Origin of the sequence: Roseovarius azorensis (genome assembly GCF_900109455.1) — a bacterium.
GTDB classification, from domain to species: Bacteria; Pseudomonadota; Alphaproteobacteria; order Rhodobacterales; family Rhodobacteraceae; genus Roseovarius; species Roseovarius azorensis.
In genome coordinates this window covers 146,577-170,272 of the sequence record NZ_FOAG01000006.1, presented here as the reverse complement: position 1 = coordinate 170,272, position 23,696 = coordinate 146,577, and the positions used below count along the sequence as shown (strand labels likewise).

23 protein-coding genes are annotated in these 23,696 nt (G+C 63.7%); 10 read left to right on the top strand and 13 right to left on the bottom strand.

Going from position 1 to position 23,696, the window contains the following annotated elements; all coding sequences use genetic code 11:
* Window positions 1–60 precede the first annotated feature (60 nt).
* Both BSG08_RS10935 and BSG08_RS10930 read right to left on the bottom strand, forming a co-directional pair.
* Window positions 61–1,605 carry an alanine/glycine:cation symporter family protein gene (locus tag BSG08_RS10935; RefSeq protein ID WP_093036480.1) on the bottom strand — a complete coding sequence of 515 codons (1,545 nt, stop codon included), beginning with the start codon at window positions 1,603–1,605 and terminating at the stop codon, window positions 61–63.
* A gap of 25 nt (window positions 1,606–1,630) precedes the next feature.
* Complete coding sequence (locus BSG08_RS10930) at window positions 1,631–2,065, bottom strand: universal stress protein (RefSeq protein ID WP_093036477.1); 435 nt, start codon at window positions 2,063–2,065, stop codon at window positions 1,631–1,633.
* A 284-nt stretch (window positions 2,066–2,349) separates the two neighbouring features.
* Here BSG08_RS10930 and BSG08_RS10920 point away from each other — a divergent pair, with 284 nt between their 5' ends.
* Window positions 2,350–2,769, top strand: coding sequence for a protein tyrosine phosphatase family protein (locus BSG08_RS10920; RefSeq protein ID WP_093036471.1), 420 nt, complete (start codon window positions 2,350–2,352; stop codon window positions 2,767–2,769).
* Between the two features lie 36 nt (window positions 2,770–2,805).
* On the opposite strand, the gene BSG08_RS10915 is transcribed toward BSG08_RS10920, so the two are convergent.
* The 6 genes from BSG08_RS10915 to rnr form a co-directional block, all read right to left on the bottom strand.
* The gene (locus BSG08_RS10915; RefSeq protein ID WP_093036468.1) at window positions 2,806–3,741 is read right to left on the bottom strand and encodes a metal ABC transporter permease; all 936 of its coding nucleotides are present in this window, start codon (window positions 3,739–3,741) and stop codon (window positions 2,806–2,808) included.
* A complete protein-coding gene (locus BSG08_RS10910; protein WP_093036465.1) occupies window positions 3,741–4,940 on the bottom strand; it encodes a metal ABC transporter permease in 1,200 nt (399 codons plus the stop codon). The genes BSG08_RS10915 and BSG08_RS10910 overlap by 1 nt, the downstream gene beginning before the upstream one ends.
* A 2-nt stretch (window positions 4,941–4,942) precedes the next feature.
* Window positions 4,943–5,731: a metal ABC transporter ATP-binding protein gene (locus BSG08_RS10905; RefSeq protein WP_093036462.1), complete on the bottom strand. Its 789-nt coding sequence runs from the start codon at window positions 5,729–5,731 to the stop codon at window positions 4,943–4,945.
* 2 nt (window positions 5,732–5,733) lie between these two features.
* The gene (locus tag BSG08_RS10900; protein ID WP_093036460.1) at window positions 5,734–6,699 is read right to left on the bottom strand and encodes a metal ABC transporter solute-binding protein, Zn/Mn family; all 966 of its coding nucleotides are present in this window, start codon (window positions 6,697–6,699) and stop codon (window positions 5,734–5,736) included.
* A 227-nt stretch (window positions 6,700–6,926) separates the two neighbouring features.
* Window positions 6,927–8,267, bottom strand: coding sequence for a lytic murein transglycosylase (locus tag BSG08_RS10895; RefSeq protein WP_093036457.1), 1,341 nt, complete (start codon window positions 8,265–8,267; stop codon window positions 6,927–6,929).
* Between the two features lie 166 nt (window positions 8,268–8,433).
* Entirely contained in the window at window positions 8,434–10,689 is a 2,256-nt protein-coding gene (gene rnr, locus BSG08_RS10890) for a ribonuclease R (RefSeq protein ID WP_093036454.1), read from the bottom strand.
* A 139-nt stretch (window positions 10,690–10,828) separates the two neighbouring features.
* Between rnr and dapD the strand changes: the two genes are divergently transcribed.
* Complete coding sequence (gene dapD / locus BSG08_RS10885; protein WP_093036451.1) at window positions 10,829–11,656, top strand: 2,3,4,5-tetrahydropyridine-2,6-dicarboxylate N-succinyltransferase; 828 nt, start codon at window positions 10,829–10,831, stop codon at window positions 11,654–11,656.
* Between the two features lie 90 nt (window positions 11,657–11,746).
* On the opposite strand, the gene BSG08_RS10880 is transcribed toward dapD, so the two are convergent.
* Window positions 11,747–12,139: a rhodanese-like domain-containing protein gene (locus tag BSG08_RS10880; RefSeq protein ID WP_093036448.1), complete on the bottom strand. Its 393-nt coding sequence runs from the start codon at window positions 12,137–12,139 to the stop codon at window positions 11,747–11,749.
* 122 nt (window positions 12,140–12,261) lie between these two features.
* Between BSG08_RS10880 and BSG08_RS10875 the strand changes: the two genes are divergently transcribed.
* Together BSG08_RS10875 and BSG08_RS10870 are read left to right on the top strand one after the other, a co-directional pair.
* Window positions 12,262–12,597 carry a hypothetical protein gene (locus BSG08_RS10875; RefSeq protein ID WP_093036445.1) on the top strand — a complete coding sequence of 112 codons (336 nt, stop codon included), beginning with the start codon at window positions 12,262–12,264 and terminating at the stop codon, window positions 12,595–12,597.
* Between the two features lie 150 nt (window positions 12,598–12,747).
* Window positions 12,748–14,394, top strand: a complete 1,647-nt coding sequence (locus tag BSG08_RS10870; protein WP_093036442.1) for a tetratricopeptide repeat protein — start codon at window positions 12,748–12,750, stop codon at window positions 14,392–14,394.
* Window positions 14,395–14,463: 69 nt separating this feature from the next.
* On the opposite strand, the gene BSG08_RS10865 is transcribed toward BSG08_RS10870, so the two are convergent.
* Window positions 14,464–15,561, bottom strand: a complete 1,098-nt coding sequence (locus BSG08_RS10865; protein ID WP_093036439.1) for a Hint domain-containing protein — start codon at window positions 15,559–15,561, stop codon at window positions 14,464–14,466.
* Between the two features lie 444 nt (window positions 15,562–16,005).
* On the opposite strand from BSG08_RS10865, the gene dapE reads away from it, so the two are divergent.
* Together dapE and BSG08_RS10855 are read left to right on the top strand one after the other, a co-directional pair.
* Window positions 16,006–17,157 carry a succinyl-diaminopimelate desuccinylase gene (gene dapE, locus BSG08_RS10860; protein WP_093036436.1) on the top strand — a complete coding sequence of 384 codons (1,152 nt, stop codon included), beginning with the start codon at window positions 16,006–16,008 and terminating at the stop codon, window positions 17,155–17,157.
* Window positions 17,157–17,741, top strand: a complete 585-nt coding sequence (locus tag BSG08_RS10855) for a TIGR04282 family arsenosugar biosynthesis glycosyltransferase (RefSeq protein ID WP_093036433.1) — start codon at window positions 17,157–17,159, stop codon at window positions 17,739–17,741. The genes dapE and BSG08_RS10855 overlap by 1 nt, the downstream gene beginning before the upstream one ends.
* Here the strand turns inward: BSG08_RS10855 and BSG08_RS10850 are convergent.
* Window positions 17,738–18,652, bottom strand: coding sequence for a serine/threonine dehydratase (locus tag BSG08_RS10850; RefSeq protein WP_093036809.1), 915 nt, complete (start codon window positions 18,650–18,652; stop codon window positions 17,738–17,740). The two genes, BSG08_RS10855 and BSG08_RS10850, sit on opposite strands and share 4 nt — an antisense overlap.
* 80 nt (window positions 18,653–18,732) lie before the next feature.
* On the opposite strand from BSG08_RS10850, the gene BSG08_RS10845 reads away from it, so the two are divergent.
* The 4 genes from BSG08_RS10845 (at window position 18,733) to BSG08_RS10830 (ending at window position 21,910) form a co-directional block, all read left to right on the top strand.
* A complete protein-coding gene (locus BSG08_RS10845) occupies window positions 18,733–19,566 on the top strand; it encodes an LOG family protein (RefSeq protein ID WP_093036430.1) in 834 nt (277 codons plus the stop codon).
* Between the two features lie 61 nt (window positions 19,567–19,627).
* Window positions 19,628–20,287: a hypothetical protein gene (locus tag BSG08_RS10840; protein ID WP_093036427.1), complete on the top strand. Its 660-nt coding sequence runs from the start codon at window positions 19,628–19,630 to the stop codon at window positions 20,285–20,287.
* 108 nt (window positions 20,288–20,395) lie between these two features.
* Window positions 20,396–21,115, top strand: a complete 720-nt coding sequence (locus BSG08_RS10835; protein WP_093036424.1) for a hypothetical protein — start codon at window positions 20,396–20,398, stop codon at window positions 21,113–21,115.
* Between the two features lie 111 nt (window positions 21,116–21,226).
* Complete coding sequence (locus BSG08_RS10830) at window positions 21,227–21,910, top strand: hypothetical protein (RefSeq protein ID WP_093036421.1); 684 nt, start codon at window positions 21,227–21,229, stop codon at window positions 21,908–21,910.
* Here BSG08_RS10830 and BSG08_RS10825 read toward each other — a convergent pair whose 3' ends face one another.
* Complete coding sequence (locus tag BSG08_RS10825; protein ID WP_093036418.1) at window positions 21,911–22,624, bottom strand: sulfotransferase family protein; 714 nt, start codon at window positions 22,622–22,624, stop codon at window positions 21,911–21,913.
* Window positions 22,624–23,658 carry a succinylglutamate desuccinylase/aspartoacylase family protein gene (locus BSG08_RS10820; RefSeq protein WP_093036415.1) on the bottom strand — a complete coding sequence of 345 codons (1,035 nt, stop codon included), beginning with the start codon at window positions 23,656–23,658 and terminating at the stop codon, window positions 22,624–22,626. The genes BSG08_RS10825 and BSG08_RS10820 overlap by 1 nt, the downstream gene beginning before the upstream one ends.
* Between the last annotated feature and the right edge of the window lie 38 nt (window positions 23,659–23,696).

Genomic DNA, 23,696 nt, shown 5'->3' with positions numbered 1-23,696 from the left:
AATGCACAAGGCCGGGGCACAAACTGCGCCCCGGCCCTCTTTCCGTTGCTCGGAACGAACTCACTCGAACTTCTTGATCTCGCCCGATTTCAGTCGGCTCATGTAGCTGTCCAGCTCACGCTTGACGACCGGCATCAGGAAATAGAGGCCGATGATGTTCACAACCGCCATCGCAAAGATCGCTGCGTCGGAAAAGTCGATCACCGGGCCAAGGCTTGCCGCCGCGCCGATCACCACGAAGACGCAGAAGATCAGCTTGAACACCAGTTCCTTGGTGTCACCCTCGCCGAACAGATAGGTCCATGCCTTGAGCCCGTAATAGGACCAGGTGATCATGGTCGAGAACGCGAACAGGATCACCGCGATGGCCAGCACATAGGGGAACCAGCCAATGGCGCTGCCAAAGGCAGCCGAGGTCAGGCCCACGCCCGAGGTGCCGCCCACCGTCTGCACACCGTTACCCGCCTCGTTCAGCAGGTAGAGACCGGTTTGCGGATCGGTCACCAGTTGCTGCGTGATGATGATCACCAGCGCGGTCATCGTGCAGATCACCACCGTGTCGATGAACGGCTCAAGCAGCGAGACGACGCCTTCAGTGATCGGTTCCTTGGTGCGCACCGCGGAATGCGCGATCGCGGCGGAACCCACGCCCGCCTCGTTCGAGAACGCCGCCCGCTTGAACCCCTGAATGAGCGCGCCGACCATGCCGCCAGCCACACCCAGCCCGGTAAAGGCACCGGCAAATATCTGGCCAAAGGCCCAGCCGATGAGGTGATAGTTCATCGCGATGATGACCAGCGCGGTGCCGACATAGAGAAGGCCCATGAACGGCACGATCTTTTCCGTCACCCGTGCGATGGATTTGATCCCGCCCACGATCACGGCAAAGACCAGCCCGGCAAAGACCAGGCCGGTGATCCAGCCCGGATACTGCCCCACCACGCCGGTGATCTGCTGATGCGCCTGGTTGGCCTGGAACATGTTGCCGCCGCCCAACGCACCCAGGATGCAGAAGATCGAGAACAGCACCGCCAGGATCCTGCCACCCGGCAGCCCGCGTTCGGCAAAACCCTTTGAGAGATAGTACATCGGCCCGCCCGAGACGCGCCCGTCCTCGTATTCGTTGCGGTATTTGACGCCCAGCGTGCATTCGGTGAACTTCGACGCCATGCCCATCAGACCCGCAAGGATCATCCAGAACGTCGCCCCCGGTCCACCGATGCTGACCGCGACGGCCACGCCAGCGATATTGCCCAGACCCACCGTGCCCGAAAGCGCGGTTGCCAGCGCCTGAAAGTGGCTGACCTCACCGGCATCGTTGGGATCGGAATAATCGCCCTTCACCAGCGCGATGGAATGGCCCACCGCCCGGAACTGGATAAAGCCGAAATAGATCGTGAACACCGTCGCCCCGATCACCAGCCAGGCCACGATCCACGGAAAACTCGTGCCGGGAAAGTTGGCGAATATCAGGTTCACGAACCAGCCGGTCGAGTCTGCGAATATCTGGTTGACGGTCTCGTCAACCGACTGCGCATGTGCCGGGACACCGGCCAGCGCCAGCCCCGCCGCGGTCATCACCGCGGGAAAACTCTTGTTATACATCTGTGTCATCCCTGTTCTGTCATGTTCACGGTACGATGGTGCAGGCGACCGGCGAGGTCTGAACCAGCGCCACCGCGACCGAGCCGAAGATTCGCGCGCCGATCTCCGATTGCCCGTCGCGCCCGATCACGATCTGCACCGCATTCATCTCCCGGGCGACCTTGCCCAGCTGATCGGCGGTGTTGCCATAGCGGATCGCGGTTTCCACCGGCACGCCAGAATCCTTGAGTTCCGCCACCACCGGGTGCATGATCGCTTTCTCAGCGCGCTCCATCTCTTCGCGGCGGCGCAGGTGACGCTCTTCCAGTTCATTGGGTGTGAGGAACGAATACGGCGACCACTCCAGCACATGCGTCAGCACGATGCTGCCGCCCTGTGCGCGGGCACGCTCGACCGCGAATTCCAGCGCACGCCGCGCCGAAACGCTGCCGTCGTAACCGACGACGAATTTTCCAGACATGACAGGATCTCCCTCGTTGTTTGGTTATCCGGACCCTCTTTGCGGGATCCGATGGCGCACTCTACCAAAAGTTTTCTTTTCGTTTGTACCGGAATCCATGATTTCACGCGCCGATCGCGTCAAAATCGCGCCAGGTTTGACCAATCCTGCAAAAATCTGCCGTGATCGCAGGACCGTTCCTTGCCGCGCGCATCTCTGCCGCTGCACCGGCGATGTCGAGGGCAGCCATTGAACTCGGCAGCGGTTTTACGCATATGATGGCCAGAACCGCCAGGGAGGGCCCGATGGACCTGCGCCAGATCACCCACGATTTCACCGTATCCCCGCAGATCGACTGCGCCGACATCCCCGCCATCGCCGCCGCCGGGTTCCGCTCGGTCCTGTGTAACCGCCCCGATGACGAAGAACCCGGCCAATGCGCCTATGACGATGTGGCGGCGGCGGCGCAGGCTGCGGGACTACAGGTGCGCTCCGTGCCGATCGTCTCGGGTCAGGTGACACCCGCCGACGCAGCGGCATTCCGCACCGCCCTCGACGAATTGCCCAAACCGATCCTCGCCTATTGCCGCAGCGGCACCCGCTGCACGATGCTCTGGAGTCTGACCAGCTACGGCGAGCGGACCGGCGAAGAGATCGTCAGAGCCGCCGCCGCTGCAGGCTACGACATGTCCGGCCTCATCGCACAACTCGACCGGTCCCGATAACCGCCCGGCGCGCTGCGTTCATCGTTCCTCAAATACTCAGATCGCGCCGTTCTCCACCGGCGCGCCACCGCGATGCCGGCAGGGTCCGAACAGCGCCGCCAGCCCCAGGATCGCCCCCGACACCGTGGCGATCATCCCCGCCGCACTCAGCGCATTCTGATAGCCCAGCCAGAGCGGCCCATACCCCGCCAACACATAGCCCAGAACCGCCGACAGGCAGGCAAAGACCACGCTCCACGCCACCTGCCAGCCCATCCGGTTGGTCATCAGCCGGGCGGCGGCGGGCGGACAGATGAACATCGCGATCACGATGATCGAGCCGACAGCGTCGAACGCCGCCACCGCCGCCACCGCCGCCACCGCCACCAGTCCCAGACCGATTGCGCCGGTCGGCAGGCCCAGCGTGCGCGCGAATCCCTCGTCAAAGGTCGAAATGACCAGCGCCCGCCACATCACCGCCGTCAGCGCGATGACGCCCAGCATCACCCCCCCGATGCGCGGCAGTTCCGGCGGCAATCCGCGCAGCGCCTCCGCATCCATCAGCGCCCCCCAGCCCCAGCCATCCAGCCAGATCAGGCTTTCGAGATTGCCATAAAGCGCATGCTGCACATCCAGGTGCACCCCCGAGGCGGCGCTCTGTTCCAGCAACAGCACGCCTCCCGCGAACATCGCGGTGAACACCACCCCCATCGCCGCCCCCGGCTCGATCCGCCCCAGCCGCCGGATCGTCTCGATCAGCACCACCGCCAGCAGCGCCGCCGCCGCCGCGCCCAGCATCATCGGCCAGGTCGCCACCACGCCCGTCACCAGGAATCCCACCACGATCCCCGGCAGCACCACATGGCTGATCGCATCGCCGATCAGTGCCTGCCGCCTGAGCAGCAGGAAATTCCCCGGCAGCGCACAGGCCACCGCCGCGCAGATGCCGATCACCAGCGGCGGCAGCGACAGCATGACGAAATCCTGTCCCATCACACGATCCCCTCCGGTCCCAGCCCGCGATCCAGCGCGGCGATCTGATCGGCGGTCAGCACCTCTTCCAGCGGCGTCAACCCGTCATATCGCGCCGCCGCCGCCTCGAACGCCGGATCGCTGCGCAGCATCTGCCAGCGCCGCTCGTCCAGCCGCGCGCGCGCCGCCATCGCCCGGCCGGTTTCGGTCGCCACGCCATCGGCGCGCACCAGTCCCGCCCGGCGCATCAGCCGCAGGGTCAGCGGCTCATAAACCGGCTGCCCCCCGGCCAGCGCCAGCAATCCCTGCCGCAGATGCACCCGCCGCTGAAACCGCAGATGCCGCAGCGTCGCCGCCAGCACCCCCCGCCCCGGCGCCAGCAGGAGCGACAGAAGAAACAGCGCAAAGGCCATCAGAACGATGATCGGCCCGGTCGGCAAGGCGGGCGCCGTGGCCGAAATCGCGGCCCCGGCATAGCCCGCGATCCCGCCGAAAAACCCGGCAATCGCCACCACCACGCCAACCCGCTCGGACCAGAACCGCGCCGCCACCGGCGGGATGATGAGCAATGCCACGATCAGCACCAGCCCGACGATCTTCAACCCGACCACCGTGATCGCCAGCGCGAGCCCCATCATCGCCAGCTCCACCGTGCGCAGGCGCATCCCCTGCCCCGCCGCATAACCCGGATCGAACGCCACCAGCGCCATCGGCCGCCGCAGCAGCACCACCAGCCCCAGCACCAGCGCCCCGCCCAGCGCGATCACCACCGCCTCGCCCCACAGCATCCCCGCCGTGGCGCCCAGCAGGAACGTCTCCAGCCCGGCCTGCCGTCCGGCGCTCATCACCTGCACCACCGTCAGCAGCACCACGCCAAAGCCGAAAAAGACCGACAGCACGGCCCCGATCGCCGCATCCTCCGCCAGCCGCGTGCGCGCCGCCATCCATGTGACGGCAAGCAGTCCCGCCCCCGCCGAAACCGCCGATCCCAGCATCAGCCCCGGCAGAAACCGCCCGTCACCGCCCAGCGCCACCATCGCCATGAACGCCAGCACCACGCCGGGCAATGTCGCATGGCTGATCGCGTCGCTGACCAACGCCCGTTTGCTCAGATAAAGAAATGTGCCGGTGGACCCCGCGGCGACACCCAGCATCATCGCGCCCAGCGTCACCAGCGTGGCATTATAGCCCAGTTGCAGGCTCAGCGCCTCCCAGAGCATGATCACCCCGCCGCCGCGCTGCCCAGTTGCGCCAGCGCCAGCCGCCCGCCATAGGCGACCTGCAGATTCGCGGGTGTGAACACCTCGGCCATCGGCCCCTCGGCAATCGCCGTGGTATTGATCAGGAACAGCCGGTCGAAATACTCGGGCACCGTGGCCAGGTCATGATGCACGGCAATCACCGTCCTACCCTGCGCGTTGAGATCTTTCAGGACGTTGATGATCGCCTTTTCCGTCGCCGCATCGACCCCGGCAAACGGCTCGTCCAGCAGATAGAGATCGGCCCCCTGCGCCAGCGCACGCGCCAGAAAGACCCGCTGCTGCTGCCCGCCCGAAAGCTGACCGATCTGCCGGTTGGCAAAGCCTTCCATGCCGACACGCGCCAGACAGGCCATCGCCCGCGCGCGGTGCTGCCCGCGCATCCGGCCCAGCAGGCCCAGTTCGCGGTAAAGCCCCATCATCACCACATCGAGCACCCGCGCCGGGAAATCCCAGTCCACGCTCGCCCGCTGCGGTACATAGGCGATGCGCGCCCGCATTTCGTCGAGGGGGCGGCCATAGCTTGTCACCCGCCCGGAAAGCGGTCGGATGATCCCCAGCGCCGCCTTCAACAGCGTCGATTTTCCCGCCCCGTTGGGGCCAACGATCGCCGTCATCTGACCGGGCTGAAAACTCACATCGACCGAAAACACCGCCGGTTTCTCGCCATAGGACACGGTCAGCCCGCTTATGCTGAGCGGGCTTTCCGACGCATCCGCAATGGTTTCGCTGCCGACGAGTTCCAGCCCCATGCTCAACTCCCCGCCGCCAGGCGCGCATCCATGCCGCGCTCGGGCGCCACACCGCCAAGCGCACGCGCGATCGTGGTCACGTTATGGTCGATCATGCCCAGATAGGTCCCCTCATAAGTGCCCGGCACGCCCATCGCGTCCGAAAAGAGCTCGCCGCCCACCTGCACCACATGCCCCCGCGCCGCCGCACCCTCGATCAGCGCGCGCACATTGCGATCCGATACCGTGCTCTCGACAAAGACCGCGCCGATGCCCCGCGCGACCAGCATTTCGACCAGTTCCCCGATCCGCGCCAGCCCGGCCTCGCTCTCGGTGGAAATCCCCTGAATCCCCTCGACCTCGAAATCATAGGCGCGCCCGAAATAGCTGAACGCATCATGTGCCGTGACCAGCACGCGGGCAGGCGCGGGCACGCTTGCCAGCACGCCACGCGCATATGTTTCCAGCCGCCCCAGCTGCGCCTTGTAGGCATCGGCGCGGGCGACAAAACCCTCTGCACCTTCGGGGCGCGCGGCGCTCAGCGCATCGGCAATCCGGTCCACCACGGACAGCCACAACTCCGGCACCATCCAGACATGCGGATCGAACCGGCCCTCGTAATCCTCATGGTCGATCAGTTCCGACTCCGGCACCGCCTCGCCCACCGCCACCACCGGTGACCGCGCGCCCAGCTTGTGCATGAAATCCTCCATCTGCGCCTCAAGATACAGCCCGTGCCACAGCACCAGATCGGCCCGGGTGAGAGCCGCGATATCGCTGCGCGTCTGCCGATAGGAATGCGGGTCGATGCCGGGCCCCATCAGCGCGCGCACCTCCACCAGATCGCCACCCACCACACGCGCCGCATCGGCGATCATGCCGGTGGTCGCCACGACCGTCAGTCGCGCCTCCTGCGCCCCTGCGCCCCCTCCCGCCCAGACGGCGGCTCCGGCGGCAAGACCCATGACATCGCGGCGGTTGATCAGCATCACATCCCTCTCGTTTCATCTCCGGGAGTGAATATGAGAGTTATTCGCAACTAAGTCAAGTCGCTTGCAACTCATTCGCAAATTCAATACCATATGGAGGATAGACAGACGCATCGCCGACATCGCGCGGCGGTCACTCGACCCCTCCGCTCCCCCTCGGACAGCCCTCTTGGAATTGTGTATAAAACCCGCGTGCAGGATGATCACCCTGCACGCGCGCGCCCCGTTCAGGACCGCTTCAGCAGCGCCAGAAATTCCTTTGACGGCACGCCGTCCGGCGTCACCCCGACCGCTTGCTGAAACGCGCGGATCGCCTTGACGGTATTCGGCCCGATGATCCCGTCGATCTTCTCGATACCGTAACCCTTGCTCTGCAAACGCCGCTGCATCTCCATTTTCTCTTCGAAAGTCAGAGGGTTGTATCCCCGCGGCCAACTCGCCTGAATCTCCGGTCCGCCACCGATCCGGTCCGCCAGATGACCCACGCCCATGACATAAGAGGTGGCGCGGTTGTATTTCTCGATCACCGCGAAATTGTCGAAAATCATGAAGGCCGGCCCCTGCAATCCAGCCGGCAGCAGGATCGACGCCCGCCCATGATCCGGCACCGCACGACCGTTTAACCCCACAACCCCTTGTGCTGCCCACTGCGAGGGCATCTTCATCTTGTTGCGATCAGCCGCCCCGGCACTGAACCCACGCGGCAATCTCACCTCGACTCCCCAGGGTTGCCCCTTGGTCCAGCCGAACCTTTTGAGATAGGCCGCCGTCGACGCCAGCGCGTCCGTGGGATCCTCTGACCAGATATCGCGCTTGCCATCGCCGGTGAAATCCACCGCATAGGCCAGATAAGAGGTTGGGATGAACTGCGTATGCCCCATCGCCCCGGCCCAGGATCCTTTCATCCTCTCCGGCGTCACGTCACCGGATTGCAGGATCTGTAGCGCCCCAACCAATTGACTTTCAAAGAATTTTCCGCGTCTGCCGTCATAAGCCAACGTCGCGAGGGACTGGATCAGCGGCAGATCGCCCAGGCGCTCGCCATAGGTGCTCTCCATCCCCCAGACCGCCGTCACGATCTCTTTCTCGACCCCGTAATGGGCCTCTATGCGTTCCAGCACGCGGCGATGACGGCGCAGCGCCTCCTGCCCGTTCTTCACCCGCACAGGCGACACCGCGCTGTCCAGATAGTCCCAGATTTCGCGCTTGAATTCGGACTGGTTGCGATCCCTGGCGACAATCTCCGGGTTGAAGGTGACCCCGCGAAACGCCCGGTCAAACACCTGTGCACTGATCCCCTGACTCAGCGCCCGCCCACGAAACCCTGCAACCCAGCGGTCAAAACCGGCATCAGTCGACGCAGACACAAGCACCGCATCGCCGCCTCTCTCGGGCCGTATCTGCGGGCGCAGATTCCGGACCGGAACATCGCTCGACACCACCGTGGCGGCGGTGATCAACCCCGAACCGGGCCGCATCTGCGGACGTGGCGAAACCTCTACTGCCGCCGCCATGGTGGCGCTCAGCCCAATGAAAACACTGATAAACCCAAGAAAACATGCCTGCATTGCCCGGCCCCTTCTACGGTGTGGCTCTGCTCCGATCATAGCCCGGTTCTCACCGAATCAAAAGCAAACTCGGCACAGTTGCGCGTGCTCTTGCCGATCCGGGGCGGGCGTCTGGTGACGGCAACCTAACCCCGATCCGACTGAACAGCCTTCTGAAATTGCACACCTAGCGTCGCCCCCGCTCCGTCTTGCGCTTGACCGAGGCCGCCTTGCGTTTCGCCACCCCCAGCTTGCGCCGGGGCGGCTTGCCGCGCGCCGCACGCGGCCCTTTCGGCATCGTCTCACCCTCAAGGCTCACCAGTTCCAGCGCGATACCGCCCGTCACCGGCGCAGCCTCCGACAGCTTTACCGTCACTCTCTGCCCCAGCCCGATGGTCAGTCCCGTATCCGATCCCATCAGCGTGCCCGCATCGCGGTCGAAGTGAAAGAACTCGCGCCCCAGCGATCGCACGGGGATCAACCCGTCCGCGCCGGTCTCGTCCAGCCTGACGAACACCCCGAACTTGGCCACCCCGCTGATCCGGCCACTGAACTCCTCGCCCAGCCGCTCCGACAGGAACGCCGCCAGATAGCGATCATTGGTGTCGCGCTCGGCCATCATCGAGCGGCGCTCGGTCTCGGAAATATGCTGCGCGGTCACGTCCAGCCGTGCTTCCTCCTCATGGCTCAGCCCGTCATCGCCCCAGCCATGCACCGAGATCAGCGCCCGATGCACCACCAGGTCCGAATACCGCCGGATCGGCGAGGTGAAATGCGCATAGGCCTGCAATGCCAGACCGAAATGCCCGAAATTCTGCGGCGCATAATAGGCCTGCGTCATGGCACGCAGGGTGGACATGTTGATGACCTCGGAATGATCAGTGTCACGCGCGGCATGCAAGAGCGCATTGAGATGCGCCGTTTTCAGAACCTGCCCCTTGGCCAGAACCAGCCCTGCCGCCTCGGCCACGTCGCGCAGCGTCTCCAGCTTCTCGGGCGCAGGCTCTTCATGCACCCGGAACAGCAGCGCCGACTTGCGCGCGATCAGCGTCTCGGCAGCAGCAACATTGGCCATTACCATGCATTCCTCGATCAGCTTGTGCGCCTCCAGCCGCTCGGCGAAACTGACCGACAGGACTTTACCCGCATCGCTCAGCACCACCTTGCGTTCAGGCAGGTCGAGATCGAGCGGTTGACGCCGCCGCCGCGCCTCCTGCAATGCGTCATGCACGGTATAAAGTGGACGGATCACCTCTTCCATGAGTGGCGCGCATTTGTCGTCCGGCGCGCCGTCCATCGCCTGCTGCACCTGCTGATAGGTCAGCGTCGCGGCAGATCGCATCAGCCCGCGCACGAACCGATGCCCGATCTTGGCCCCATGGGCATCAATCTGCATCCTGACCGCTATACAGGCGCGCGGCACGCCCTCATGCAGCGAACACAGGTCGCCCGACAGACGATCCGGCAGCATCGGCACCACGCGGTCGGGGAAATAGCTGGAATTGCCACGCCTGCGCGCCTCGCGATCCAGCGCGGAGCCGGGGCGAACGTAATGCGCAACATCGGCGATCGCCACCCAGATCACATGCCCCCCCACATTCCTGGGGTCGTCATCGGCATGCGCCCAGACCGCATCGTCATGATCGCGCGCATCCCAGGGATCAATCGTGATCAGCGGCAGATCGCGCAGATCCTCACGCCCCTTCAATCCCGCGGGTTTCATCGTATCGGCTTCGGCAATCACCTCGTCGGGAAACTCATCCGGGATGCCATGCTGATGAATGGCAATCAGCGACACCGCCTTGGGTGCCGACGGATCGCCCAGCCGCTCCAGCACCCGCGCGCGCGGCAGGCCCATTCGGCCCGCGGGTCCCGCCTGTTCGGCCTCGACCAACTCGCCATCCCTGGCACCACCGGTTGCGTCGGCGGCCACCACCCACTCCTTGCCGTCGCCCTTGTCGATCGGCAGAATGCGCCCGCCCTCGGCCCCCTTGCGGAAGACGCCCAACACCTTGCGCGGATTGGTGCCTATCCGCCTGATCAGCCGCGCCTCGTAATGATGCGCCTCGCCCCTTACCTCGGTCAGCCGAGCAAGGATGCGGTCGCCCTCGCCCATCGCCGGATCGGACGCGCGCGGAATCACCAGCACCACCGGCTCCACCCCTTCGCCCTGCCATTCCAGCGGCTTGGCCAGCAATTCGCCATCCGGCGTCTGGCCGGACACCTGCAGCACACTTACGGGCGGCAGGCGATCGGGATCGCGATAGGTCTTCTTGCGCTTTTCCAGATGACCCTCGTCCTCCAGCTCCTTGAGGACACGCTTGAGGTCGATCCGCGCAGCCCCCCTGATGCCAAAGGCCTTGGCTATATCGCGCTTCGAGGTGAGTGTCGGGTGGTCAGAGATCCATTCGAGAATCTCGTCCTTGCTGGGCATCTGGCTCATGCCCCGCCCCTAGCACGAAGTCAGAGCGCCGTCATCCGCGAAAAGGTCGCCGATCCCCCGCAAGCGGTCGCATTGATCCCGTCCCCCCTTGCGCATATAGGCAAGGTCAACCACGAGACAGCAAACCGAGGAAACGCCCATGTCACATGCTGCACTGGAAACTGCCATCAACACCGCCTGGGAGGCGCGCGACACCATCACCCCGATGACCGGGGGCGAGACCCGCGAGGCCATCGAGGACACCCTGAACGCGCTGGACAGCGGCGCGCTGCGCGTCGCCGAGCGGCATGATAATGGCGACTGGCACGTCAACCAATGGGCCAAGAAGGCGGTGCTCCTGGGCTTTCGTATCAAGGATATGGAAATTCATCCGGGCGGCGCGCAGGGCGGTGGATGGTGGGACAAGGTAGACAGCAAGTTCAAGGGCTGGGGCGACAACCAGTGGCGCGCCGCCGGATTCCGCGCCGTGCCGAACTGCGTGGTCCGCAAATCGGCCTATATTGCGCCGGGGGTGGTCCTGATGCCAAGCTTTGTCAATCTCGGTGCCTATGTCGATAGCGGCACCATGGTCGATACCTGGGCCACCGTAGGTTCCTGCGCGCAGATCGGCAAGAACGTGCATCTCTCAGGCGGCGTCGGCATCGGTGGCGTTCTGGAACCGATGCAGGCAGGCCCCACGATCATCGAGGACAACTGTTTCATCGGCGCGCGCTCAGAGGTGGTCGAAGGCTGCATCGTCCGTGAGGGCTCGGTGCTGGGGATGGGTGTTTTCATCGGCAAATCCACCAAGATCGTCGATCGCGAAACCGGCGAGGTCATGTATGGCGAGGTGCCGCCCTATTCGGTCGTGGTGGCAGGTTCGATGCCCTCGAAGAACAACGTCAACCTCTACTGCGCGGTGATCGTGAAACGGGTGGACGAGCAAACCCGCTCCAAGACCGGCATCAACGAACTCTTGCGCGACTGACCTCCGCCGCGCCTGCACTTCTTCTTGGCGCAAATACCTCGGGGAGCGCGAGGGGCCGGCCCCTCGCTGACCGCTCGCCGGGGTTGGCGCTCAGCCTTTATTCGGCCTCTCCCCCACCGCGCCACCTGCCGCCTGCCAGCCCTTGAAACCGTCACTGATATGGCTCACGTTCTCCAGCCCCATCTCCTGCGCGGTGCGCGCCGACAGGGCCGAGCGCCAGCCCGAGGCACAGTAGAACACAAAGCGGTTGCCACTCTGGAACTGCGGCTTGGCATACGGCGACTCGGGGTCGATCCAGAATTCCAGCATCCCGCGCGGGCAGTGAAACGCACCGGGGATCATCCCGTCTCGCTCCAGTTCGCGCGGATCGCGCAGATCGACAAAGGTCACCCCCTCGGTCCCCAGAAGGTTTAGCATTTCCTCCGCCGGGGCGTGGTCCACCACCGCATTCGCCTCGGCCACCATGTCCTTGATCCGTTTCATCCGCCCATTCCCATGCTACTCTGATCCGCAGGCTAACGCCGCGCGAGGCTGATGAAAACCCTTGTCCCGCTTGACTTCGCACGCGCCTTGCCGCAGGGCTGCGACCGACGGAGGGCCGGACCATGGCGGATCAGGAGCAGAGGAAACCCAACCGCCAGCAGGTCTATACCCTGCTGGTCGAGGTAGGGCGCAAATACGGCGACGGCCTGCCCGCCAAGGCGACGGGAGCGGCGCTCTTGATCTATGCCTCGGGCGTGGACGAGGCCGAAGCAGTGCGCGAAACCGTGGCGATCCTCAAGCAGGCCGACACCGCGCCACTCGACGTCACCGGCTACGGCACACTTGCAGAACGCGAGGCAGAAGGCGACGACATCCCGGAGGAAGAACGCGCGCTCATGCAGCGGGCGCTGGAGGAGAACGCCGTCATAGTGGCACAGGTGACGCCATTCTTCGATTGAGGTCGGGGTGATTTTTGGCGAGTGTATCTGTCGCCACCGTCAGTCCAATGTTCGATCCGGAATCTCTGAGAGCCCGCGTCAGAATTGAAGAACTATCGACAAAGACGTTTTTGATCTATTCTGCCGGCAAGATCGTTGGGGGCCTGTGGAATGGAATACTATGACCTCGGGTCGTACTCTCGTGCGGTTTCGACCTCGTCAAAAGAAGCCCAAAAATGGTTCGACCGTGGTCTGGCATGGACCTACGCCTACAACCACGAAGAGGCGATAGCGTGTTTTCGAAAAGTGCTGGTCGCTGACGCGGAATGTGCGATGGCTCATTGGGGCATCGCTTATTGCATCGGCCCCAACTACAACAAGCCGTGGGAGACGTTCGACGAGGACGAAAAACCTGACTGCATCAAGGTCGCACAGTCCTCGATCCACGCGGCACGGGGAATACTGGATCAACTTACACCATTCGAGCGCGCGCTGATTGAGACGTTGCCCGCACGCTATCCCGCCTCATCGGATGTCGACGACTTCAGCCCTTGGAACAACGCCTTTGCCAACGCGATGCGCAAGGTCTACGCAGAGTTCAGCGATGATCTGGATGTCTGCGCGATATTCGCCGAGTCAATCATGAATCGAACGCCATGGCAGCTTTGGGATCTGCCTAACGGCCAGCCTGCAAAAGGCGCGAACACGTTGGAAGCCATCGCAGTTCTCGACAAGGCGTTCGAAACCCTACCGGGAGCCTGGCAGCACGCCGGGCTTCTGCACATGTATATCCACCTGATGGAGATGTCGCCGCATCCCCAACGGGCACTTCGCCACGGCGATGCGCTCAGTACACTGGTCCCCGATGCAGGCCACCTCCTGCACATGCCGACCCATGTGGACGTACTCTGTGGCGATTACATGAATGTCGTCTTGCGCAACGAAGCGGCGATCGTGGCGGATCGGAAATTTCTCAGGCGCGAGGGCGCTGACAATTTCTACTCCATCTACCGTTGTCACAACTATCACTTCAAAATCTACGGCGCGATGTTCCTGGGTCAGCCCACGACCGCGCTGGAGGCGGCGGATGAACTCATATCGACGCTGCCGTCAGAGACACTCCGACCTATGGCAGACTGGTTCGAAGGATTCATACCGATAAAACAGCACGTCCTGATCCGCTTCGGGCATTGGCAGGATATTCTGGATCAGGAACTGCCCGCAGACGAAAAGCTTTTTAGCGTGACTCTTGCCATGATGCGCTATGCCCGCACCGTAGCGCTGGCGAACCAGCAACGGATTGCTGAGGCCGAAGCCGAGAAGGACGCATTCTACGACGCACTAGACCGCGTTCCCGAAAGCCGCATGCTCTTCAACAACACCTGCCGCGACATTCTGAAGGTCGCTGAACAGATGATGCTTGGGGAACTGGCTTATCACAAGGGCGAGCACGAAACCGCCTTTGCCCATCTGCACAAGGCGGTCGAGTTTGACGACAACCTGCCCTACGACGAACCGTGGGGTTGGATGCAGCCAACCCGGCACGCTCTCGGCGCGCTGCTATTGGAACAAGGCAGGATCGAAGAGGCAGAGGCAGTCTACCGCGCCGACTTGGGTCTCGACGCAACCCTGAGCCGGGCATGCCAGCATCCGAGCAACGTCTGGAGCCTCCACGGTCTTTACGAATGTCTGACCCGGCGCGGTGAAACCACCGAAGCCGCTCATATCAAACTGCAACTGGACAAGGCGTCCGCACGCGCGGAAGTGCCGGTGCGAGCGTCCTGCTATTGCCGCCAAAAACAACTGGCGGCCCAGTAGCCTGAAAGTCGGTCTTTCAATCTGATTCCGGTTCAGACAGCAGCTTTGCCGCAACTCGATCCTTCCCCCTCAAGCCGCCCGATTCATCGCCAGCGTGATCGCCTCATAGGGCCTCAGCACCGGCCAGACCGGCCTTGGGTGTTCGGGCAGGCGCGCGCGGTCGAAACCGGCCAGCCAGCTTGCTGCCAGAAGGTCGCGGTTGCGGCGCAGCCGTCCGACATAAAGACTCTCGGTGCGGGTGCCTGCGGCGATGATCTCTTCATGCCCCGGCAAGAGCAAGTGGTGATAGGTGACCACCGGCGGGGCATCCGCCAATTGCGCCGAGAGTCCGTTGACCAGATGGCGCGCCGGGACCAGCACCGCCTCGGAGCCAAAGAGATACTCGACCTCCGATCCCCGGATCACCAGCCGCTGCTGCGGGCTGACGACGATATCCTGCCGCAACCCGAAATAAGGTGCGCGCAACCGCACGGGGCGGAAACTGCCATATCCGGGCACTCGTCGCGCAATCGCCCGCAAAACCGGCACGGGCTCCGCACCGTCGGTCTCGACCTGATCGCCACGCCGGATCCGGCTGATCGGCACATAGCCGCGAGGTGTAAGAACCGGCGCGTTGACACAAAGACCTGGCAACGGGCCTACCGGCTCGACCTTTGAGGACAGCGCGACAAAGATCACCTCTCGGTCCATCTCGCGCTGTTGCGGATCGGTCAGCATCGCCTGCATCATGGGCACCGGCAGCGGGCGGGGCATCGGCAGGGTGACGCAATGCACGTGGTCCGTCTCGGGCCGCTCCAACACCAGCCGTCCCCATTGCGCGGGCGCATCCCAGCAGAAACTCAGGCGGATGATATCCGTCCGGTCATCGGGTTGATAAGGCAGCGTGACATGGCGCATGTCCCCCGCCTGTGTGAGAACCAGAACGATCCCACCCCCGGGCAAAGCCCGGATCGAAACCTCCTCGACCCAGGGAAGGCGCTGGCCAAAGGCCAGCAGCGTCTGCGGCCGGTCCTCCTGCGACAACCGCGCCTCCAGCATCAAAGTGCCGCGCGGCATCAGGGCGATCCCCGCCTCCAGTGGCCTGTCCGGCCCGACCGGGCGATCCGCGCCCAGCCCTTCCGGCTCGAACCGCCCGCCCGCCTGTTCCAATATTCCGATCCAGCCCATCTCAGGTGGCGCACCCCCGGATCATCGGCGGGCATGCTTCACCATACCTGCACATCCGGTGCGCGGTCGGGCCGTAACCGGCCCCGGTCACCCACCTCGCCAAGGAATTCCGACCTGCCGTAAGTTCAGAACCTGCAACCATGACTGCCCCGAATCTCTGCCGGAGGCAGTGCAACCATGCATTCGCGCGACCGGCCCAAGCGCGCATTCGATACGCGCGTAGCATCCCGATATCCGGGCCGATGCGTCCCTTGCGGATCTTGTGGCCCTGCTCTGGTTTACCCTGCCTCGGGTGTTTATTATCATCTCGGCTTTAGCAAATTATCCGACTCCTGTTAAGGTTTATTAACGCTTTCAGATATTTGCCCCGAACCTGTTGCCATTTGCGCTCGGCAACGATCCGGGTTAGGCCGCGCACAGACCCGAATGACAGGACAGGCCCGCATGCCACAGACCCCTATCGACCCTGCCCGACTGACAGCCGACCTCGTTCGCTGCGCCTCGGTCACGCCTGAAGAGGGCGGCGCATTGCAGCTGCTGGAACGCGTGCTGAGCGAGGCCGGATTCTCCTGCACACGGGTGGATCGCAACGGGATTGCCAATCTCTTTGCACGCTGGGGAGCGCGAGGGGCTGCGCGCAGCTTCGGCTTCAACGGCCATACCGACGTGGTACCAACAGGCGACGCATCCGTCTGGAGCGTGCCGCCCTTTGGCGCGGTTGAAAAGAACGGCTGGCTCTATGGACGCGGAGCAACGGACATGAAATCGGGCGTCGCAGCCTTTGTCGCCGCCGCGGTGGATTTCGTGACGGCGACGCCGCCCGATGGCGCCGTGATCCTGACCATCACAGGCGACGAAGAGGGCGACGCGGTCGACGGCACCATAGCGATCCTTGACTGGATGCGCGCGCAAGGCGAAACGATGACTGCCTGTCTCGTGGGCGAGCCGACCTGCCCCGAACATCTGGGCGAGATGATCAAGATCGGGCGGCGAGGTTCGCTCTCGGCGTGGTTCACTCTGACCGGCGTGCAGGGCCATTCCGCCTATCCGCACCGCGCCCGCAACCCGCTGCCCGCAATGGCGCGGCTGATGGACCGGCTCGCCTCGCATCGCCTTGACGAAGGCACCGCGCATTTCGATCCCTCGACGCTGGCCGTAGTGACCATCGACACCGGCAATCCGGCCACCAACGTGATCCCCGCCCAGTGTCGCGCCACCGTCAACATACGCTTCAACGACGCCCATGACAGCGCCGGGCTGATCAACTGGATGCAGGACGAACTGGATTGCGTGGCCGGAGAATACGGTATCACCGGCGAGATGTCGGTCAAGGTCTCGGGCGAGAGCTTTCTCACCCCGCCGGGGCCGCTTTCGGATCTCGTGGCGCGCGCGGTCGAGGCCGAGACAGGTATCACACCCGCGTTGTCCACCACCGGCGGCACCTCGGATGCACGCTTTGTCAAGGATATCTGCCCGGTGGTGGAATTCGGCCTTGTGGGACAAACCATGCACCAGGTCGACGAGCGGGTCGAGATCACCCAGATCCACCAACTCAAGGCGATCTATGCCCGCATCCTGCGCGACTATTTCGCCTGATGCGCCGCACGCTTGTCGTCATGGTCAAGGAACCGCGCCCCGGCCGGGTCAAGACACGGCTCGGTCGCGAGATCGGGATGGTTCCCGCGGCGTGGTGGTTCCGTCATCAGGTAGCGCGCCTGCTGCGCCGCCTCGACGATTCGCGCTGGCAGATCATCCTTGCCGTCAGCCCCGACCGCGAGGGACGCCAGAGCCGCGTCTGGCCCGCCCGCCTGCCCCGCGTGGCACAGGGGCCGGGCAATCTCGGGGATCGGATGGGCCGACTACTGCGGGGCCTGCCACCCGGCCTCGTCTGCATCATCGGAGCGGATGTTCCGGACATCACGCCCGCCCATATCGCCCGCGCCTTCGTTGCGCTCGGAGCGCATGATGCGGTCTTTGGCCCGGCCCATGATGGCGGCTATTGGCTCATCGGCATGAAGCGCAACCGCGCTGTTCCGGCCTCGCTCTTTGAAGGCGTGCGCTGGTCCGGCGAACACGCTTTGAGCGACACCATAGCCAGCCTCGGCGGGCTGCGCGTTGCGTTGACCGACAGGCTGAGCGACGTCGACACCGCCGCCGATCTGCCTCACCCGTCACGCTAGGTCAGGGGATCGGGCGTGATATTACCGCCGCAGACAAGCACCGCCACCCGCTCGCCCTTTGCCGGTCGATAGGCCCCCGACAAGAGCGCGGCAAGCGCCGCTGCCCCCGCCGGTTCCACCAACTGCCGCGTCTCGCGCCACAGAACCGCCTGCGCTTCCAGGATCGCGGCATCGCTCACCAGCACGCTCTCGATTCCCTGCGCCCGCGCCAGATCGAAACAGATGCCGCCGATCCGCCGCGCACCCAGCGCATTGGCGGCCACGCCGGACACCTTGACATCGACCGGCGCACCCCCCTGCAAGGCGGCGTGCAGCGCACAGGAAGTTTCGGGCTCCACCGCGACCACCCGGCGACGCCCAGCAAGCCACGCAAGCGCCCCCGCAATCAGGCCGCCGCCGCCCACGGCGATCAGCACCGTGTCGGCGTCATATCCCTGATCCTCCCATTCGGCCATGACCGTGCCCTGTCCGGCAACCGTCGCCCCGGCATCATAGGGATGCACCTCCATTGCCCCCGTCGCGACCCGCCAGTCGCGCGCACGGTCCGCCGCGTCGGCATAGGCCCCCGACACCACCTGCAGAACGGCGCCCTGCGCGCGAATGAGCTCGATCTTGGACGGGCCGGCAATCTGCGGCACATAGATTCGCGCCTTGTGCCCCAACCGTGCCGCCGCATAGGCCACCGCCGCCCCGTGATTGCCCCCCGACGCGGCCACGATCCCGGCCTCGGGTACATCCGCCTGCAACAGCGTATTGAACGCGCCCCGCGCCTTGAAGCTGCCGGTATGCTGCATCTGCTCAAGCTTGAGCGCCACCCAATGCCCGTCAAACATCGCCATCACGACCGGCGTGCGCCGCACATAGGGCGCGATCCGCGTGCCCGCCTCTGCAATCAACTGCTTCCAGCCCATCCGCCACACCTCTGTGCCTTCCATTGATCCGGCAAACCCTATACTCCTGAGAAGAAAGACCCAAGCAAGGATCGCCTCCGATGAAAGACGACCGCCTCAGCCAATTCCGCGATGCCGGTTCGGACCGCTCCACCGCCGAACAGGTGCCCGACACCGCCCAGACCCGTGCACCCGCCTACCGTCTGGCCTTTGCCGATCCGGATTTTCTCTGCCGGGATGAGCTGCGTCCGGTGCGCCTGCAACTGGAACTCCTGAAACCCGAGATGATCCTGAACGAGCGCGGCATAAAGAGCACCGTCGTCCTCTTTGGCGGCTCGCGCATTCCCGAACCGTCCCAGAAGGACACGGCGCGCACCGGGACACTGGCTGACCTGTCGCGCTATTACGACGAGGCGCGCAAATTCGCCCGCCTGATAACCGAAAAATCCATGGCCACCTACGGGCGCGAATTCGTCGTGGCCACCGGCGGCGGCCCCGGCGTGATGGAAGCAGGCAACCGCGGGGCGGCAGATGCAGGCGGAGCCTCGATCGGGTTCAACATCGTGCTGCCGCATGAGCAGGCCCCGAACGAATACGTGACACCCGGCCTGTGCTTCAACTTTCACTATTTCGCCATTCGCAAGATGCATTTCCTGATGCGCGCCCGCGCGGTCTGCGTCTTTCCCGGCGGCTTTGGCACACTGGACGAGACATTCGAGGCTCTTACCCTAATCCAGACCGATCGCATGGCGCGCGTGCCGTTCCTGCTCTTCGGAGAATCGTTCTGGCGCTCGATCATAAACTGGGACGCGCTGGCCCAGTCCGGCACGATCAGCGACGAGGATCTCGACCTCTTCCGCTTTGTCGAAACCGCCGATGAGGCAATGGAGATCATCAACAACTGGCCCGGAAACCAAACCACCGATATGGGTTGATGCCCGACACCGCCTCGCCTATCGGATGAGGATACCCGCCCAGAGGCACGGAACATACACGATGACCATCCAGACCATTGATCGCCTGCTCATGGCCCTGATCGCCGTGACATTGATCGCCAGCGTGATCATCGCGGTCACGGCACCGGATTATTTCCATCTCACCTTCGCTGCCGAGGACCGGTTGGTGGAAAACGGTACGGCTCTGTTTTTGCTGGTGGCCAGCATCGTGCTTTTCCGCAATGCGCTCAGTCTGCGCCAGCGCGGTCTCTGGCTGGCCACTGGGCTGACCGCACTATATGCGCTGCTGTTCTTTTTTGCGGCGGGCGAGGAAATCTCCTGGGGGCAGCGCATATTCGGTTGGGAGGCCAGCGATTTCTTTGCTGAAAACAACTATCAGGGCGAGACAAACCTCCACAATCTGATGGTGGGCGACCATCGGCTCGCCCGGACTCTCTTCGGCAGCATTTTAACCACCGTCCTGCTGCTCTATCTCGTGGTGCTGCCACTTGCATATCCGCGCGTCGCATTGATCCGACGTCTGGCAGATGCCCTTGCCGTGCCCGTGCCGGGGCTACGCCATGCCGCGCTCGCGCTTCTTGCAAGTCTGGTCATCGCTGCGGTCGACGTGCCCCGCAAATGGGAGGTCTACGAGCTGATTTTCGCAATCATCACCACGTCGATCTTTCTGCTGCCGGTGAACCGCTGCAAGACCCGCTGAGACCACGATCACATTCGGGAAGGCCCGCGTTCCGGCACTGGCCAGAGGGGTATTTGTGACATAACAATGAAATTGAAGTAACAGTTTCGTAAAGGCCCGATCCCTCCAATGCCCGCCAATGCCCCTCTTGACCGTGTTCTGCTGCCGCTCGTCGCAGCTAACATCACCGCGCTTGTCATCTTTCATTTCCTGCGCACGGATTTTTTCCATACGGTCTATGCGATCGAGGACGGCCCCGCCGAATGGGCGACAGCAATCCTTCTTTTCATTTCCTTCCTGGTGCTAGCCCGACATGCGGCCAGATTTGCCCGTGCAGGGCGCAAACCGGCAATGGCCATCATGGCGCTTGGTGCGCTTCTCTTCTTCTTTGCCTCAGGCGAGGAAATCTCCTGGGGGCAGCGCATCGTCGGCTGGGAAGCCGGCGAATTCTTTACCGAAAACAGCCACCGCGAGGAAACCAACCTGCATAATCTCAAGATCGGCGAGGTAAAGCTGGTCAAAGTGCTGTTCGGCAATATCCTGACACTGGTGCTTCTGCTCTGGCTGGTGGGGCTGACTCTGATCTACAAACGTATGCCCGCCGTTGCAAAGACCGCCGACCACTGGGCCATTCCCGTCGCGGGCTACCGCCATGCCGTTCTGGTGCTGCTGGCCTCGGGGGTGATCGCGCTGGTCGACCTGCAACGCAAATGGGAGGTCTACGAGTTCATCTTCAGCCTCGTCGCGCTGTCGATCTTTCTCTACCCGCAGAACGCCCATGTCTTCGGACGCGCCCGTCACGCGAGGTCGAAATCAGAACGTCAACCCGCGCATGCTCCCCAAAGGTGACCTCGGCAGAACGCATGAAACCGCACCCGCTTGATGCACCCGCGCACATGCTGTAACCGCGCACATGCTGTAACCGCGTGCCATCACCCTGATCTGCCAAAGGCCCAAGACATGCTCCGCCTCAACGAACGCTCCAATCTCAGCCATGCCGATGTCGTGCTTTTCGGTCTGGCCTATGCCAGCCTGATCTTCACCATCGCCTATTACGTCATTGGCCTGCACGAGGAATTCCGCACCGGATTTGCCATCGAGGATGGGCCGGTCGAATGGGGAACGGCGGTCTGCCTGTTGCTGTCGGCGCTGGTGCTCCTGCGCAATGCTGGCGTGCTTTGGGCGCGGCGTGGCAAGGCGGCGGCGCTGATTACCGGATTCTACGGCCTTCTCTTCATTTTCGGCGCGGGCGAGGAAATCTCCTGGGGCTACCGCCTGTTCAACTGGGAGGCCAGCGAGTTCTTTCTCGAAAACAACGCCCAGCAGGAAACCAATCTGCACAACCTGGTGATCGGCGATGTCAAGCTGGTCAAGACCGTGTTCGGCGGCGGGCTGTCGGTGGTGATCCTGCTCTACCTGCTGGTCCTGCCGCTGCTCTACACCCGCGTGGCGCGGCTGCGTCAACTGGCGGATCGCCTGGCGATTCCGGTCGCCGATACCCGTCACATGATCCTCGGTCTTGTCGCTACCATCGTGATCATGGCGGTGCCGCTGATGACCAAATGGGAAACCTACGAGCTTGTCTTCAGCCTGCTGACGCTGTCGATCTTTTTGCGGCCCCGCAACGCCGCTCAGGTGACCTGATCACTCCACCACCCGCAGCGTATCGCGCGCGGCCCGCAGCGTGTCCTGCCGCGTGCCGTGCAACTTCGAGACCAGCACACCGCGCCCGGCCTCTTCGACGATATCCAGCGCCTCCAGCGCGGCCTGGATATTGGCGGCGTTCTGCGCGAATCTGGGCCGGTTCGAGACATTGTTGACCGCGCCGCCGGGCGGTTCTTTCACGGCAAAGCCGCAAAAATCCGCCACTGCGGCAACAGCTCCCGGCGCTTCGATATTCACTGCGATGAAATTGTCCCGCCCTCGGAAATACTCCAGCGCCCATGCGAAATAGTCAGCCCGCCGCAGGGCTTCATTAATGAAATTCTGCACGCTGAATACCTTTTGATGATGTGTGGCGATGCTGTTGAGATAATGACGCAGTGGTCTGAAATTCAGGATGAACCGCGCATTGGGATAGACCCGGTCATAGGCCGCGACAGGTCGCACTTGCCCGAAATCCGAGAACGCGTCGTATCTGCCGGTCTGCCAGTCGCGCGAATCGTGAAAACTGTTGATCCCGTTGGCCTCAAACAGCTTGTGCATCGTTGTGGTGCCGGTTCTTGGATGGCCGATTACAAAATATTTGACCGCGCTTCGGTCACCCTTGGGGGTGGCCATGAAATGCAGCCTCATCCGCGTGTGGATGATTCCGAACGCGATGTCGTTGATATCGATTGTGCGTCTTGGTTCTGCCATCAGATGATCTCGTCCTCGTCAAAGAGCGGCGCGGCCTCGAGATGCGCGCTGATCCCCTCTGCCGCCGCCTCGGCGCGGGCGGTCTCGGCCACATGAAACAGCGCATCCCCCTCATAGACCACTGGCAGATTGCTGCGCCCGATGATGATGCCGGTCACATCGGCTACCAGTTCGGTCTCGACATCGCCAAAGGCATTGGCCACCGCACCCAGCACCGTGCCCGGTTGCACCGCATCGCCAAGCGCCAGATACCCCCGGAACAGCCCTCCGCGCGGCGCCCGGTACCAAGTCGAGCGCGCGGCGCGCACCGGCACGCCATGCGCCTTCGGCACCCCCTTGCCGCCGATCATCTTCAGATGGTGCATGACCCGCAGGATACCGCTCACCCCGGCGCGCACCGCAAATTCGTCGAACCGCAACCCCTCACCGCCCTCATAGAGCAGCACATCCACCCCCGCCGTCTCGGCCGCCATGCGCAATGACCCCTCGCGCAGCTTTGACTCCATCATCACCGGCGCGCCGAACGCCCTGCCCAACTCCTCCAGTCGCGCATTGCCCGGCGTCAGGCGGATCTGCGGCAGGTTGGTGCGATGGATCGCCGCCGAATGCAGATCGACCCCGACATCGGCCCGTGCCACAACCTGCGTCATGAAGATATGCGCCAGTTGCGAGGCCATCGACCCCTCGCTCACCCCCGGAAACACCCGATTCAGATCGCGCCGGTCAGGCAGATAGCGTGAATGACCAAGAAACCCGAAAGTGTTGACGATGGGGACCGCCAGCAACGTGCCCGCCATGGTCCTGAGCGGGGCGGCACGCAACAGGCGGCGCATGATCTCGACCCCGATCACCTCGTCCCCGTGGATCGCCGCCGACACGAACAGCACAGGACCCGGTCGCCGCCCGTGCAGCACCTCGACCGACAGGTTGACCGGCGTGTGATTGGACAACGTACTGACCGGGATATCCACCCGCGCCCGCGTCCCCGGCATCACCGCCCCGCCATTGATCTCAAAGGGTTTGCGCCGGTTCATTGCGTCCTCGCTCTGCCTCACGCCCACAGGCTTAGGCA